12 protein-coding genes are annotated in these 13,163 nt (G+C 60.0%); 2 read left to right on the top strand and 10 right to left on the bottom strand.

Annotation, left to right across the window (positions count from 1 at the left end; genetic code table 11):
- Positions 1-77: 77 nt before the first annotated feature.
- From E5180_RS03365 to E5180_RS03335, 7 genes are all read right to left on the bottom strand, one after another.
- On the bottom strand, positions 78-1,109 hold the full coding sequence (locus E5180_RS03365; protein ID WP_138923159.1) for a LacI family DNA-binding transcriptional regulator: 1,032 nt from the start codon (positions 1,107-1,109) through the stop codon (positions 78-80).
- A 192-nt stretch (positions 1,110-1,301) separates the two neighbouring features.
- A complete protein-coding gene (locus E5180_RS03360; protein WP_138923158.1) occupies positions 1,302-2,243 on the bottom strand; it encodes a carbohydrate kinase family protein in 942 nt (313 codons plus the stop codon).
- A 3-nt stretch (positions 2,244-2,246) separates the two neighbouring features.
- A complete protein-coding gene (locus E5180_RS03355; RefSeq protein WP_254700521.1) occupies positions 2,247-3,437 on the bottom strand; it encodes an ROK family transcriptional regulator in 1,191 nt (396 codons plus the stop codon).
- A 180-nt stretch (positions 3,438-3,617) separates the two neighbouring features.
- Positions 3,618-4,202 carry an HNH endonuclease gene (locus E5180_RS03350; protein WP_138923157.1) on the bottom strand — a complete coding sequence of 195 codons (585 nt, stop codon included), beginning with the start codon at positions 4,200-4,202 and terminating at the stop codon, positions 3,618-3,620.
- 213 nt (positions 4,203-4,415) lie between these two features.
- Entirely contained in the window at positions 4,416-5,081 is a 666-nt protein-coding gene (locus E5180_RS03345) for an alpha/beta hydrolase (protein WP_138923156.1), read from the bottom strand.
- Positions 5,078-5,710 carry a DNA-3-methyladenine glycosylase family protein gene (locus E5180_RS03340; protein ID WP_138923155.1) on the bottom strand — a complete coding sequence of 211 codons (633 nt, stop codon included), beginning with the start codon at positions 5,708-5,710 and terminating at the stop codon, positions 5,078-5,080. The genes E5180_RS03345 and E5180_RS03340 overlap by 4 nt, the downstream gene beginning before the upstream one ends.
- On the bottom strand, positions 5,707-6,465 hold the full coding sequence (locus E5180_RS03335) for a precorrin-6A/cobalt-precorrin-6A reductase (protein WP_138923154.1): 759 nt from the start codon (positions 6,463-6,465) through the stop codon (positions 5,707-5,709). The genes E5180_RS03340 and E5180_RS03335 overlap by 4 nt, the downstream gene beginning before the upstream one ends.
- Before the next feature lie 75 nt (positions 6,466-6,540).
- Here E5180_RS03335 and E5180_RS03330 point away from each other — a divergent pair, with 75 nt between their 5' ends.
- On the top strand, positions 6,541-7,764 hold the full coding sequence (locus tag E5180_RS03330) for an MFS transporter (RefSeq protein WP_138923153.1): 1,224 nt from the start codon (positions 6,541-6,543) through the stop codon (positions 7,762-7,764).
- A gap of 2 nt (positions 7,765-7,766) precedes the next feature.
- On the opposite strand, the gene E5180_RS03325 is transcribed toward E5180_RS03330, so the two are convergent.
- From E5180_RS03325 to cysS, 3 genes are all read right to left on the bottom strand, one after another.
- The gene (locus E5180_RS03325; protein WP_138923152.1) at positions 7,767-8,534 is read right to left on the bottom strand and encodes a squalene/phytoene synthase family protein; all 768 of its coding nucleotides are present in this window, start codon (positions 8,532-8,534) and stop codon (positions 7,767-7,769) included.
- Positions 8,535-8,540: 6 nt separating this feature from the next.
- Complete coding sequence (cimA, locus tag E5180_RS03320; protein WP_138923151.1) at positions 8,541-10,157, bottom strand: citramalate synthase; 1,617 nt, start codon at positions 10,155-10,157, stop codon at positions 8,541-8,543.
- Positions 10,158-10,263: 106 nt separating this feature from the next.
- Complete coding sequence (cysS, locus tag E5180_RS03315) at positions 10,264-11,727, bottom strand: cysteine--tRNA ligase (RefSeq protein ID WP_138923150.1); 1,464 nt, start codon at positions 11,725-11,727, stop codon at positions 10,264-10,266.
- A 225-nt stretch (positions 11,728-11,952) separates the two neighbouring features.
- Here cysS and E5180_RS03310 point away from each other — a divergent pair, with 225 nt between their 5' ends.
- Complete coding sequence (locus E5180_RS03310) at positions 11,953-13,131, top strand: pyridoxal phosphate-dependent aminotransferase (protein ID WP_138923149.1); 1,179 nt, start codon at positions 11,953-11,955, stop codon at positions 13,129-13,131.
- Positions 13,132-13,163: the final 32 nt, after the last annotated feature.

Here is a 13,163-nt window from a genome sequence, read left to right as displayed (position 1 = left end):
GCCAGTGATGCAACGCGCAGTCAACTTAAATTTTACGCGCGTTAATTATTTTTCAGGCAACCTGAGAACACAACGACTTACGCCGACGCCCGCATGACCAGCGTTCCCTCAAACAACGTCTCTTCGCGTTCGGTCAGCCGGGTTTCGCTTTCGATGATACCGAACAAGGTGCTGGCTGCACGATTCGCGATGGCGCCATAATCCTGTGCGATGGTGGTCAGCGGCGGGCATGTGTAACGCGAAAACGGGTGGTCATCCTGCCCTGCGATCCGCATGACACAGCCCTTGCCATGACCGACCTGCATCCCCAGTTCATAGGCTGCCGACAGCATCCCGATGGCCAGTCGGTCGTTCGAGCATAGCACCGTATCCGTCTCGAACGCCCCCGCTGCCATCAGTTTCCCGCCTTCGGTGGCGCCAATCTCTTCAAACTTCCACCCCTCGCCAGGCACCTGATGGATATGTGGCGCAAACCCGTGACGCGCCATTGCCTCCAGATAGGCCTGACGACGTTTGTTGGCGTTGGGGTTGCTTGGGGTCTTCATTTCGAAAAAACACGGTGGCTCGCCGCTGCGACACAGGTATTCAACCATCAGATCGACACATTGAAAATTGTCGGTTCCGACGAACGCCTCGCAGACTCCTTCGATATTTGCATCAAAGGTCACAACGGGGACGTCTTTGCTAAAGCGTTCAATATCGGCGCTGTCAGAGGCTTTGCCAAACGGTGCCAGCAAAACGCCCGCCGGTTTAAGTGCCCTCAGGGATTCCAGATTAACCCGCTCCTGTGCGGGGTTGCCGTGCGAGCTGAGCAATATGGGGCTATAGCCTGCTGCCATACAGGCAAGTTCTACCTCGCGCCCGATCTCGGAAAAGAAAGGGTCAGCGAGGTTGGGCACGACGATGCCGATGTTGCGCGTCTTGCGGCGATTTTGGTTTACCGCATAGACATTGGGCCGGTAGTCATACTGGCTTAGCGCCGCTTCGATCCGTTCGCGGGTGGTGCGCCTTACACTGTCAGGGTCGTTGAAATACTTTGATAGCGTGGGCCGAGAGATCCCACTGACGGCGGCAAATTCCTCCATGTTACGGATTCTTTTCTCACCCATCTTGACCCTCGCTTAACAAAACGCTGCGCGCGTAAACTCTGGTCAATATAGGGAAAGGTTCGCCCGGACCGCAAGAGCGCTGAGCCTTGGCGCAGAAACGCCGCGACAGTGGGATTGCCGACACCGCCCCTACGGCGATGCGCGGCTAAACTGTTTAATCGCGACGCCTGATACCTGAGCGGGCGCGAGAGGTCATTGCGGACCCTGTCTCATCTCTTCGATCCACGGCGGATTGGCACCGGCACGCGAAACAGTCACCGCGGCGACCTGCGCGCCATAGGCCAATGTTTTTGCTAGCACCTCAGGCGTGAGGCGTCTCAGGGCGTCTTTGTGCAACTGCCCGAGCTCTGACATTTTTGCCAGAACACCTGCGTTGAACGTATCCCCAGCCCCGACCGTATCGACAACTTCCGTTTTCAAAGCGGGCACTTGCACTTCTGCGCCATCCGCCAAATAGCCTGTGGCCCCCTCGCTTCCGCGTGTAAGGATGACGACCGACGGTCCCTTATTCAGAAGATCTGCCACCTTATCTCGGAGCGCGAGCGGCGCGGGGTTGATCCAGTTAAGATCCTCGTCCGAGACTTTCACAATGTCCGCCAGCGCCAGCATATGATCGAGCCGCGCGCGGTAACGCGCTATATCCTTGATGAAACCCGGGCGGATATTGGGGTCGATCATCACCGCACGCCCGTCGGCATTGCGCGCCAGCAGCGCGGCGTAGGTATCTGCGCCCGGCTCGCACGCCAGGCTGATGCCGCCGAAATACAGCGCCGAAACCTCATCCGAAAGCGCGGGCAGTTCGTCTGCCGTGATCATGCGCCCGGCCGAGTTCTCGTCATAGAAATCATAGGTCGCGTGGCCGCCGATCAGCCGTACAAACGCAAGTGTCGTCGGTCGGTCGGAGACAATAAGATGCGACACATCTACATGGCTCTCCTTGAGGCCATTGACCAATTGCTGCCCGAACCTGTCGGACGATAGACCCGAGAGCATCCCCACCTGCGCCCCGAGCCGCCCCAAAGCGATGGATGTATTAAAAACCGCCCCTCCCGCATGCGGCACGAAACCGTCAGGACCAGCATTGGTTGGTGTCGGGATCATATCGATCAGAGCTTCTCCGCAGCAAAGGATCATCTTTTAACCTTTCAAAAATGCGTCGCGGTCGACGAGGAAACGGTCCGAGAGCGGTAGGCTCGCCGCACCAAGCGCACGCGCGTCGGCACCGATGGTACCTTCGCGCACTTCGGGAGTATTCACACCGGGCAAGTGGTGGAGGTCGAGCGCGCGCCGGGTCCGCACAACCAGGTCGGCACGGGTCTCTTCGGCCAGCGAGCCATCGATCATCACGGTGTCGAAATCGATCAGACAGGTCGCGGCACGGATCGCCTGTGCCAATGCCTTGGCGGCCGCATCCAGCCAACTATCCCGAATGTCTCGTGGGAACTGCCACGCCGCCGGATCGTTCCAGCCATGGCTGTGGCTCTCGCCAGCATCATGCAGCATCGCCTCCAGCGTGGAAAGAGACGCGACATCAACGAGCTGCTGTCCGGATGTACCCGAACCCGCGACCGGCATGGAGCCAAGCGCCCCTGCGTCACCGCTTTTGCCGGTATAAAGCTTGTTGTCGAGCACCAGTCCACCGCCGACAAAATAACCGATATAAAAGTAAAGGAACTCGCGCGGTTTATCGTGAGCACCGAACACCAGCTCCGCCCCGCAGGCCGCCGAAGCGTCATTGCATAGGTAGATTGGGCCCTCAACAAACTTTGCCAACGCCGCCACGATATCGAAGTCCCGCCACGCACCGAGGCTTTGGTTTGCGACGTCCCATGCCCACATGTTGAACGGCAGCGCGACGCCCAATCCCGCCGTCCGCCTGCGCTGTGTGGCGGATAGAGTGGCGCGCATTTTTTCTAACGCCCGCTCAGTGAATCCCATAACCGCGCTCGGGGTCGGATGGCCATAAACCTCGCTGCTGTGGCGCAGCACCTTCCCCGCGAAATCGGTGAGGATCAGCTCTACGCTACGCCGACCGACCTTCAGTCCAAGGAAGAATGCACCGTTGGGGTCTAGCCCGATTGGAACAGATGGCTGCCCTACCCTGCCTTTTACCCGCACACCCTTTTTCAGCATGCCGTCGGCTTCGAGCGCGCGCATGATGACCGAGACAGTTTGCGCAGAGAGCCCCGTCGCGCGGGCGACTTCGGCCTTGGGTGTTGGCCCGTTACGGCGCAACAGAGACAGAACAAGCCTTTCGTTATAGGCCCGCATCCCGCTTTGGTTTGACCCGCGCGTCGGTCGGTCGGCGTGCGATGGATTGTCCTGCAAACCGACCTCCCCTTTGACATCTGCGTAGCTTTACCCGCAGTAATTCCCAAACAAGCGACAGCAAGTCAATAATTAAATCACTCTTATTTATTAAATAGAACATTTGGCAAAGAGTTCCATCCGCGCACCCTACAGGCGCGTTCAAATCTCGAGGATCCTGGAAACAGAGGTTTCTACGCCTCAGGCTTGGAGCTCAGCGTCCCAATACAGAAAATCCATCCAGCTTTCGTGCAGGTGATTAGGCGGGAATTTTCGGCCCATGTTACGCAGGTCTTCGGCCTGCGGCTGGCGCGGTGGCTTGCGCAGCTGGAACCCGGTCAGGTGCAGTGCTTTGGACCCTTTTTTCAGATTACAGGGGCTACAGGCCGCGACGACATTTTGCCAGCTGGTGATCCCGCCTGCCGCGCGTGGCACCACGTGATCAAACGTCAGATCCCCGCGCGCGCCGCAGTACTGGCAGCAAAATTCATCCCTCAGAAATAAATTAAAGCGCGTGAAGGCCACGCGCTTTTGAGGTTTGACATAATCTTTGAGAACAACCACCGACGGGATGCGAATTTGCATCGACGGGCTGTGAACATAATCGTCATACTCGGCGACGATATCCACCCGATCAAGCCATTTGGCTTTGACGGCTTCTTGCCAAGGCCAAAGCGACAGCGGGTAATAAGACAAAGGTCTATAGTCCGCATTCAGCACAAGGGCCGGTTTGTTTTTCAGCCCTGCCGGGCTTCGCGTAAATTCAGTCCTAAAGTCGCCGTCCATTGTTCGATAGCCCCTTGCCGTTCCGCGTCCGGTCCAGCGAGACAGCCCCGCTGATGCTTTCGACTATATCTCGTGGTTTGCGTCTGACAAGTCGCAAACGGCTACAAGATGTCGCAGAAGGATTAGGGCGATTACGTAACAGGCATGTGACTGCAAGGGGCTTGCGTCGCGGGGGTCCCCCTGCGCACAGCCGAGGCCGCCGCAGGGGTCAGGTCAAAGACCCAGTTTGTCGCGCATAAAGGCAAGCGCCACGCTCAGCCCATCGGGGGCGATCCCGTGGCCTGTACCCTTCATGATATGGGCAAAGACATCCGTCCAGCCGGCTTCTTGCAGCGTCTCTGCGGCTTGGGGCAAGGACTGCGGTGGGACGACATCATCCGCATCACCATGCACCAGCAGCACCGGAGGGCGTACGACGATTTCGTCTTTCAGGCTTTCAGGTGACAGCAAGCGACCCGAGAATGCTACAACGCCAGCCACTGCATCCTCGCGCCGCGGTGCGACATGAAGCGCCATCATTGTCCCTTGGGAAAAGCCAAACAGCACAACCTGTTCGGGCAGCAGGTCTTCGTCCACCATCAGCGCGTCGAGAAAGGCATTCAGGTCATCGACTGCCTGCATCATGCCGCGTTCTGCTTCCTCTTCCGACGAATTGTCGATCCACGGGATCGGGAACCACTGGAATCCCATGGGCGCGCCAGCGCAGGCTTCGGGCGCATCGGGGGCCACGAACAGTGTATCGGGCAGATGTTCAGCCAACGGGTCGGCAAGCCCCAGCAGATCGGCACCATTCGCGCCATAGCCATGCAGGAACACGACGGCAGACCGCGTTTCCCCCGAGACCGGTTCGCGGCGCTCTGCGTTTAGTACTCGTGTCATGAAATCCCTTCCCGTTGTTTTGCCACGCGGTAGTACGAAAACAAGATGCGGGCTGCAACCGATCGCCATGGCGACCAATCCTGCGCCATTGATGCAAGCTGTTTTGGCTTTGGTCGCTCTGGCAGATCAAACAGGATTTTTGCCGCCTCTTGCAAGGCCAGATCGCCTTGGGGCAGGATATCGGCGCGGCCCAGCGAAAACATCGCATAGATCTGCGCCGTCCACAGCCCGACACCGGGCACCGCCGTCAGCGTTTCAATCACCAGGGCGTCCGGCACATCGTGCAACGCGGGATAGTCGATCCCCGCTTCTGCCAGCGCCAGCGCATAGCGAATTTTCTGCCGGCTCAGGCCCGCATTGCGCAAGCCATCTTCACCCGCGGCAATAATCGCCGCCTCATGGGTCAGCCCCGCTGCATCCATCTTGGCCCGCATGGCGTTTGCCGACGCGACCGAGACTTGCTGACTGATGATCGCCCCGATCAGCGCGTCAAACCCGTCACTGCGCAGCCGTAACGGAAGCGCGCCAGTGGCGTCCAGCGCGATCGCGAATTGCGGCACCTGTGCTGCCAGCCACGCGGCACCTTCGGCGACATCGGCGTCGCAGGTGATGATCGGACCAATGCTCATATGCCCGCCCCTTTGCGTGGCAATGTTTCGATCCACGTCATCCCCGCCTCTGCCCCATGCAGCGCCTGAGCGCCTGCGGGCGGTGAGGGGCGGTCAATGGCGATCACCCGCAGCCCAAGGTCAAGCGCCGCATCCAGTTTAGGGCGGCTTGGCGCGCCTCCGACATTGCGCAAGACCAGCGTGTCGATCTGCAATCGGCGAAACAATTCTGCTTCGGCTGCCCGCGTAAACGGCGGCTGACCAAAGACGGCTTCGGCAAAGGGTGGCAGCGCGGATCGCGCCTGTGCGTTGGTTTGACGCAGATACAGCCGCGCACCTGAGAAAGGGTGATACTGGTCTAACGTCCCCCGCCCGGTCGCGGCAAAGACGCGCGCCTCGGATCGGATCATCAGCGCGGCCTCGGCCACTGACGCAGCCCGCTCCGCTGGCGCGGTGATATCCCACATGGGCCGCACTATTCGCACATAGGGCAGGTTCAGCTGTGCCGCTGCGCCGAAAGCGATCTGGGATATATCAGCGTCAAACCCGTGCCCCGCGTCCAGAACGGCGGTAAATTTATGCACTCGAAGATAGGCCTCAACCTCATCCACATCGCGCGGTGACCAGATTTCAGAAGGTACGGGCAGCGGGCCAAAGCTCCGCTCCGCCCGTCGCAATACCGCCCGTGCAGACACGCCCGCCGCCGCCATGGCAGCAGCAATCTCATGCGCCTCAGCGCTGCCTGCGATCAGCAGGATATTCGGGCTCTGGTTCATGGCGCGACCATCGACGAGCCCGCCGCCGGACGCAAGGCCCTTGCAGCCCCCCAAAGCCCGGTCTACGCATTCACCATGACAGTGATTGATGACACCCGCGCCAAGCGCAACGTTGCCGTGCTGGTGACCGCGCAGGCCTTTCTTGGCAGCCAGATGCCGATGTATTTTGTGGTTGGCGGATTGGCGGGGCAGCAGTTGTCGCCCAATGTCTGCCTTGCCACGCTGCCGATCTCGATGATCGTGTTCGGGTCGATGACCACGGCACCTTGGCTGTCAACTGTGATGCAGCGCTTTGGCCGCCGTGCGGGGTTCGTTACGGGCGCGGTTGGCGGTATGACGGGGGCCGCACTTTGTGCCTATGCGCTGACGGTGCAAAGCTTCATGATCTTCCTGCTGGGCAGTTATCTGATCGGCATCTACATGAGCTCCCAAGGCTTTTTCCGCTTCGCCGCCACGGACACCGCCTCTGACGCGTTCCGGCCCAAAGCGATTTCCTATGTTATGGCGGGCGGGTTGATCTCGGCCATCATCGGGCCGCAGCTGGTGGGCTTTCTGACCGGCGCGAACGGTGACGCGACCGTCATGCGCTTTTATCCGGTCTATCTGGCCGCGATTGCGCTGAACGCTGTAGGCATGGTGCTTTTCGCCTTTCTCAACATCCCCAAACCACCCGTGCCTGCCGTGGATGCACCCAAGGGCCGCAGCCGGATGGAGCTTTTGAAAACCCCGCGCATCGCCGTCGCAGTGATCTGCGGGATGGTGTCCTATGCGCTGATGAACCTCGTGATGACATCGACCCCGCTGGCGGTTGTGGGCTGCGGCTATGACATCGTCGATGCATCCCACGTGGTGACCGGCCACGTGCTTGCCATGTATGCGCCGTCATTTTTCACCGGTCACCTGATCGCGAAATTCGGGGTCGAGAAAATTCTTGGGATCGGAATCGTGATCCTCGCGGGGGCCGGTATGGTCGCCCTGCAGGGGGTTGACCTGAACAACTTCTACATCGCTCTGATCCTGCTTGGCATCGGTTGGAACTTTGGTTTTATCGGCGCGACATCTATGTTGGCCGGTGCGCACGAGCCCCATGAACGTGGGCGGATGCAGGGGCTGAACGATCTGCTGGTGTTTGGCGGCGTAACCTTCGCATCGCTGTCCAGCGGCGGGCTGATGAACTGTTCCGGCGGCAACCCTGTCGAAGGCTGGGCCGCCGTCAACATCGCGATGATCCCATTTCTGGTTCTAGCGGGCGGGTCATTGATCTGGCTGATGCTGCGCCAGCGCAGCGAGCGGGTCTAGAGCTACCAGCGCCCCGACAGCGCACGCCATGACAGCGGGAAATCATTCATCGGCGGCAATTCCCCCGCGCTAACGCGTGCGGGAGATGCCATCGCCGCGCTGAGCACCTTGTCAGCAGCCCCCACGCTATACATCGCCGGACGCGCCGCCTTGGAGATTCTGTTGCGATTTCGCCGTGCCCGCTGCAACCGCGCCCGCGCCTTTTCCGCCAGCGCCACGACGCCTGCGTCGGTGCCGTCCAACAGCGGCACGCGCCCCTGCTCGACCAGCTGCGGGATTGCATGCAGCCATGCAGCCACCCCCGCGCCATAGGCCGCATCTCGTACCGTCGCCTCATCCGCCGGCCCCAGACGGCGGGCAGCCACCCACATCAGATTGCCAGTGGTCTGGTCAATATAGGCGTCGAAATGCACGGTATCCTCAAAGGCGTCGCGGTAGATATCCCACCGCCGCGTCGCAGCCAGCGTATCCAGCAGCACCGCATCCTCGGGCGCGATGGCCAACGCCAGGGGCGTCGCCACCTCGTGCCGCCGCACGATGCCGCGCTTTGCGATCTCGTCACAGACGTCGCGCCACCATTGCAGACGCATCTCTGCGATCATGGTTTCCTGCGTCACCCACGGGGCCCGCGCCACTTCGATGTTAAATGCATAAAGCGGGAACAGCACGCGCCGCGCTGCGACAGGTGCGGCCATGCTGGCGCGAAACCGCAGCGGATCGGCACGCTCGACGATTCCCGCGCAGGCGTTCAGATCGGCATCAAACTCCATCTTGTCTTACCCTTTACGGTCCCGGATCAGCTTCCAGCGGATCGCGTCCAGCAGCGCCTCGAATGACGCATCAACGATGTTTGCCGACACGCCCACCGTGGACCAGCGTCGCCCCTGCCCGTCTTCGCTGTCGATGATAACGCGTGTCACCGCTTCGGTGCCGCCTTGGGTGATCCGCACCTTGAAATCGACCAGATGCATGTCTTCGAGTAACGCAGAATACTGCCCCAGATCTTTGACCAACGCCTTGCTCAGCGCATTGACAGGTCCGCGATCACAGCCCTCTGTGTCCATACTTTCGCTCACCGACAGACGTTTTTCGCCGTCGACCTTCACAACGACAACGGCCTCTGACAGGCTGACCATCTGGTCATATTTGTTTTTACGCCGTTCGACGGTGACGCGGTAGCGTTTGACCTCGAACAGGTCCGGCATCTGCCCCAAGGCCTTGCGCGCCAGCAGCTCAAAGCTCGCCTGCGCGGTGTCATAGCTATAGCCTTCGGCCTCGCGCGCTTTCACCTCGTCCAGGATCTGCCCCAAGGCGGGGTCTCCCTTGGTGATGGTCAACCCTGCGCTTTCAAGTCGGCGGCGCAGGTTGGACTGGCCAGCCTGGTTCGACATGGGAATGATGCGCGTATTGCCGACTACAGCGGGATCGATATGCTCGTAGGTGGACGGGTCCTTCAGGATTGCACTGGCATGCAGCCCCGCTTTATGCGCAAAGGCCGACGACCCGACAAAGGCCGCTTGCTTTAGCGGCACGCGGTTCAATATCTCGTCCAGCGCGCGGCTGATCTGCGTCAGGTTGGCCAAGCCGCCCAAGGGGATTCCCGTGTCAAAGCGGCTGGTATAGGGTTCTTTCAGCAGTAGGATCGGGATCAGCGTGGTCAGGTTGGCATTGCCGCAGCGTTCACCCAGACCATTCAACGTCCCCTGTACCTGCCGCGCACCTGCATCAACGGCGGCCAGCGAACAGGCGACCGCATTTTCGGTGTCATTATGGGTGTGGATGCCCAGACGATCGCCGGGAATGCCTGCGGCGATGACCTCGCCCGTGATTCGCCCGACCTCGGCTGGCATGGTGCCGCCATTGGTGTCGCACAGCACAATCCAGCGCGCGCCCGCGTCATAAGCCGCCTTGATCGCGGTCAGGGCGTAATCGGGGTTGGCGCGGTAGCCGTCAAAGAAATGCTCGGCATCAAACAACGCCTCGCGTCCTTGGGCCACCAGATGCGCGATCGACTTTGCGATATTCTCGGTGTTTTCTTCCAGCGTGATGCCAAGGGCTGCCGAGACGTGGAAATCATGGGTTTTGCCCACCAGACAGACCGTATCCGTCCCCGCGTTCATCACCGCCGCAAGTACATCATCATTTTGCGCCGACATGCCGTTGCGCTTGGTCATGCCAAAGGCCGTCATTCGTGCCCGTGTGGTAGGTGCGGCGTCGAAAAAAGCACTATCCGTCGGGTTCGCGCCCGGCCAGCCGCCTTCGATATAGTCAACGCCCAAAGTGTCGAGCGCAGTGGCGATGATGACCTTTTCAGCGGTAGAAAACTGCACCCCTTGCGTCTGCTGCCCGTCGCGCAGCGTGGTGTCGTAAAGGTAAAGGCGTTCGAGGGTCATCGCAGCGATCCCTCCTTCATTTTGCCAAGTAAACTCCGGGGAGCGTGAGGGGCTGGCCCCTCGCTCCCGCACGTTGCAAAAGCACCAGTGCTGGACGCGTAGCACATCACTTCAACGCATCCAGTTTGGCAGGGTCGAAGTTTGACGCAGGTTGTAAATCCACGCCCGTTTTGCTCATCCTTACCTCAACTCCCGCTGCGAGTAGTGCGCTCTTGAACGCATCGACCTGAGAAAAATCTTTGCTTTGCATAGCGGTTTGTCGCAGTTCGTCGAGACGATTGGCCAGCGAAGCCAGCGCGTCCGAGGCACCACTTCCCATACTTGTTGTGTAAGCAGATCGCGCCTTCTCATCATCCTGCCGCGCCTTGTCGCCTAGGAACCCAAGCCATCGCGCGTGGTCGAGCAGCTTTTGAGGCTGCGCAGTCAGGGCATTCAGGTAGGTCAGTGCGAGATGCGTATTCAGGTCGTCGGCAACGGCATCTAACAGTTTCTGATCGGGCGCAAACGTGGTCGGATCGCTGGGCTGTAAATCTCGTGTCAAATCCAACCACTTTCGCAGCGTCTTTTCCGCTTCGTCGCGCTTCTTCTCCGTCCAGTCCATCGGCTTGCGATAGTGGGTGCTGAGCATGACGAAACGGATCACTTCGCCCGGCACGCCCTGATCCAACAAGTCCCGTACCGTAAAGAAGTTACCAAGCGACTTGGACATCTTCTTGCCCTCGACCTGCAACATCTCGTTGTGCAGCCAGTAGCGCGCCATTTCGTCGGTGCCATTGGCGCAGCAGCTTTGGGCGATTTCGTCCTCGTGGTGCGGGAATTGCAGGTCCAGCCCGCCGCCGTGAATGTCAAAAACGTGGGGCTGGCTTTTCGCACCTTCAGACAGACGGTCCTGACGCAAGGGTTCTTTCCACAGCAGTTCGTCCGCCATGGCCGAACATTCGATATGCCAGCCCGGACGGCCGCGACCCCAAGGACTGTCCCACCCCGGCGTTGCGTCGTCCGACGGTTTCCACAAAACAAAATCCATTGGGTTGCGTTTGTAGGGGGCTACTTCGACGCGTGCGCCGGCGATCATGTCGTCGATCGACCGCCCCGACAGCGCACCATATTCCTTATAACTTTCAACGGCGAAGAGCACATGCCCCTCGGCGGCATAGCCGTGGCCCTTGGCGATCAGCCCTTCGATCATCTCGACCATCTGCGGAATATAGGCCGTGGCGCGTGGCATGTGATTGGGCTCTAGCGCGCCAACGGCGGCCATATCATCCAGAAACCACTGCGTCGTTTCAGCGGTGATATCGCCGATTGACCGCCCGCTTTCGGCCGCCCGCGCGTTGATCTTGTCATCCACATCCGTGAAGTTGCGCACGTAGGTCACGTGATCCTCGCCATAGACATGGCGCAGCAGGCGGTTGAGCACGTCAAACACGATGACGGGGCGCGCGTTGCCCAAGTGGGCGCGGTCGTACACCGTCGGCCCACAGACATACATCCGCACGTTTTTATCATCGATTGGGATGAAATCCTCGCGTTTGCGGGTCTTCGTGTTGTGCAGCTTGATTGAGGTCATGGCGCGTCCTTACGCAAGGATTGCGCGGGCATGGCACTGAAATCTCGGGAAGAAAACGATGTGAGCAAGCCCGCCGGAAGGTCTTAGCAGGTAATACAGCAAATAAGGGGTGGCATCATCTTCATGCGGTCTGCGTAGCCCGACCCGCCCGTGGCGGTCAAGCCTGATTGACAAATCAACCCTGCTCTGCGCCCCTGCGTCTTCACGTTACGAGGGAGAGACGGCATGCAACTATCATCGCGTATTACAGGACTGCTTGGCGGCGGATCAGACGGTTGGGGCGTATTCTTGCGCGCGCGCCAGATGATCGCGGATGGTACCGATGTAACCGAACTGACCATTGGCGAACACGACATCCGTACTGCCGCGCCGATCTTGCAAGATATGCACCGTGCAGCGCTGGCCGGTCACACAGGCTATGCTGCCATTCCCGGCACCACCGACCTGCGCGATGCCGTGGCCGCGCGGCTGCAAGAACGCACCGGTGTCCCCACAACGCGCGATAATGTGCTGATCACACCCGGTGGGCAAAGTGCGCTGTTTGCGGCGCATATGGCGACCTGCAACCCCGGCGATACCGCGCTTTATATCGATCCGTACTATGCCACCTACCCCGGCACGATCCGCGGTGTCAGCGCCCTACCCCATGCCGTTTTCGCCAGTGCCGATGATGCATTTCAGCCCCGACCCGACGCGATAGCCGCCGCAGCCAAGCAGACCGGAGCAACATCGCTGCTGGTCAATTCCCCCAACAACCCGACGGGCGTTGTCTATTCTCGCGAGACGCTTGAAGGCATCGCGCAGGTCTGCCGGGATCACAACATGTGGCTGATCTCGGACGAGGTGTATGACACGCAGGTTTGGGAAGGCGAACATCTGTCGCCGCGCGCGCTGGACGGTATGGCAGATCACACGCTGGTCGTGGGGTCGATGTCGAAAAGCCACGCTATGACCGGTTCCCGTTGTGGCTGGATCGTCGGGCCGGTCGACGCGATTGAACATCTGACCAATCTTGCGACCCACACGACCTATGGCGTGCCGGGATACATTCAGGATGCCGCCTTGTTCGCGCTGAACCAGGGCGCTGCGTTCGAGACCGAAATCTCGGCTCCCTTCCAACGTCGCCGGTTGTTGGCTCAGGATATTCTGGCACGGCAAAACGCCGTCAGCCTCGTTCCTGCCCAAGGCGCGATGTACGTAATGCTGGATATTCGCAGCACCGGTATGACGGGCGAGGAATTTGCCTATGCATTGCTCGAGAAACACCACATCGCAGTCATGCCTGGCGAAAGTTTTGGCGAGGCCGCGGCGGGACATATCCGTGTCGCAATGACGATCGAGAACACGCGCTTTGCCCAAGCACTGGCCACCCTGTGTGATTTTGCCGAAGCGCTTGCAGCCTGACACCGGCACCCCGACAAGAACCGATATGAAAG

It is taken from the genome of Sulfitobacter sp. BSw21498, from assembly GCF_006064855.1.
In the GTDB taxonomy this organism is placed as follows: domain Bacteria; phylum Pseudomonadota; class Alphaproteobacteria; order Rhodobacterales; family Rhodobacteraceae; genus Sulfitobacter.
This window is presented reverse-complemented; position numbering and strand designations above follow the sequence as displayed.

Excerpts from the sequence above, each read along its gene's own strand:
- E5180_RS03365 (WP_138923159.1), bottom strand. The coding sequence starts at position 1,109 with ATGGGTGAGAAAAGAATCCGTAACATGGAGGAATTTGCCGCCGTCAGT.
- E5180_RS03360 (WP_138923158.1), bottom strand. The coding sequence starts at position 2,243 with ATGATCCTTTGCTGCGGAGAAGCTCTGATCGATATGATCCCGACACCA.
- E5180_RS03350 (WP_138923157.1), bottom strand. The coding sequence starts at position 4,202 with ATGGACGGCGACTTTAGGACTGAATTTACGCGAAGCCCGGCAGGGCTG.
- E5180_RS03345 (WP_138923156.1), bottom strand. The coding sequence starts at position 5,081 with ATGACACGAGTACTAAACGCAGAGCGCCGCGAACCGGTCTCGGGGGAA.
- E5180_RS03340 (WP_138923155.1), bottom strand. The coding sequence starts at position 5,710 with ATGAGCATTGGTCCGATCATCACCTGCGACGCCGATGTCGCCGAAGGT.
- E5180_RS03335 (WP_138923154.1), bottom strand. The coding sequence starts at position 6,465 with ATGAACCAGAGCCCGAATATCCTGCTGATCGCAGGCAGCGCTGAGGCG.
- E5180_RS03330 (WP_138923153.1), top strand. The coding sequence starts at position 6,541 with ATGACAGTGATTGATGACACCCGCGCCAAGCGCAACGTTGCCGTGCTG.
- E5180_RS03325 (WP_138923152.1), bottom strand. The coding sequence starts at position 8,534 with ATGGAGTTTGATGCCGATCTGAACGCCTGCGCGGGAATCGTCGAGCGT.
- cimA (WP_138923151.1), bottom strand. The coding sequence starts at position 10,157 with ATGACCCTCGAACGCCTTTACCTTTACGACACCACGCTGCGCGACGGG.
- cysS (WP_138923150.1), bottom strand. The coding sequence starts at position 11,727 with ATGACCTCAATCAAGCTGCACAACACGAAGACCCGCAAACGCGAGGAT.
- E5180_RS03310 (WP_138923149.1), top strand. The coding sequence starts at position 11,953 with ATGCAACTATCATCGCGTATTACAGGACTGCTTGGCGGCGGATCAGAC.